This window comes from Paenarthrobacter sp. NPDC090520, from assembly GCF_044769205.1.
In the GTDB taxonomy this organism is placed as follows: Bacteria; Actinomycetota; Actinomycetes; order Actinomycetales; family Micrococcaceae; genus Arthrobacter.
On record NZ_JBIVXM010000053.1, the window covers coordinates 1 to 1380 of the forward strand.

A 1380-nucleotide genomic window follows, 5' to 3' on the forward strand; every position below is an offset into this window, starting at 1 on the left:
GGGTCTGTCCGATATACGGTGTGTGGGTTCCGGCGGTTTTCATTAGTTGGTGGTTCTTTCGAACCGTCCGGCGAACGTGATGGCGAACGCGTTGAGCGCGGGTTTCCACCTCATGGTCCAGCGTGCTCTTCCTCCGCCGGTTGGATCAAGGGATCTGGTGACCAGGTACAGGCATTTCAGGGCAGCATTCTCGTTCGGGAAGTGCCCCCTGGCTTTCACGGCCCGACGGTATCGGGCGTTGATCGACTCGATCGCGTTCGTCGTGCAGATAATCCGGCGGATCTCGACGTCGTATTCGAGGAAGGGCACGAACTCGGCCCAGGAAGACTCCCACAGCCGTATGATCGCAGGGTAGCGTTGGCCCCATTCGGCCGTGAACTCAGCGAACCGGTCTTTGGCTGCTTGCTCGGACGGGGCGGTGTAGACGGGTTTGAGAGCTTTGACGATCCCGTCTCGGTGCTGGCGTCCGGCGTAGCGGAAACTGTTGCGGATCAGGTGCACGATGCATTGCTGCACGATTGTCCGGTCCCACGTGGTCGTGATCGCCTCGGGCAGGCCTTTGAGCCCGTCACAGACTGCGATCAACACATCTTCCACGCCACGGTTTTTCAGTTCGGAGAACACCTGCAGCCAGAACCGTGCACCCTCCCCGCCGTCGCCGGCCCAGATACCCAGGATGTCCCGTTCCCCGTTCACGGTGACTCCCATGACCACGTAGAACGGGGTGTTGCGCACCTGCCCGTCACGGACCTTGACCACGATCGCGTCAACAAAGAGCACCGGATAGAGTGCGTCCAGCGGCCGGGAAGACCATTCAGCCAGCTCGGCTGTGACCTTCTCGGTGATGCGGCTGATGGTGTCCTTGGAGACCCTGGCACCGTAAACCTCCGCGAAGTGCGCGGCGATCTCTCCGGTGGTTAGCCCTCGTGCCGAGAGCGAGAGCACGACCTCGTCGATCCCGTCCAAACGCCGTTTACGTTTGGGCACGATCACCGGCTCGAAGGACCCGTCCCGGTCTCTGGGTACCTCGATTTCGACCGGACCGATCTCGGTCAGCACCGTCTTGGATCTCGTGCCGTTGCGTATGTTCGCGGCTAGCGGTTTCTGGCCATGTTCATGCCCGAGGTGCTCGGTCAGTTCCGCCTCCAGGGCGGTCTCCAGCACGTTTTTCGTGAGCTGGTTCAGCAGCCCGCCGGGGCCAACCAGGCTCACGCCCTGTTCCCTGGCCTGCGCGAGCAACCGCTCCGCAAGCTCCTTCTGATCGATGATCTCTCCCGTCACAGGATCGATCATCATCCCTGCCATCCCAGTCGTGGATTCAGACACGGCCGTCTCCTTCAGATCAGGCCAGACCCCACACACCGTTATTCAGACAGTCCC

At 61.5% G+C, this 1380-nt stretch carries 1 protein-coding gene; it reads right to left on the reverse strand.

The window, feature by feature from the left end; all coding sequences use genetic code 11:
• Nucleotides 1–42 precede the first annotated feature (42 nt).
• Nucleotides 43–1296, reverse strand: a complete 1254-nt coding sequence (locus ACIQTZ_RS24010) for an IS256 family transposase (RefSeq protein ID WP_402951775.1) — start codon at nucleotides 1294–1296, stop codon at nucleotides 43–45.
• Nucleotides 1297–1380: the final 84 nt, after the last annotated feature.

Coding starts and splice junctions, on each gene's coding strand:
- ACIQTZ_RS24010 (WP_402951775.1), bottom strand. CDS start 1,296: ATGATGATCGATCCTGTGACGGGAGAGATCATCGATCAGAAGGAGCTT.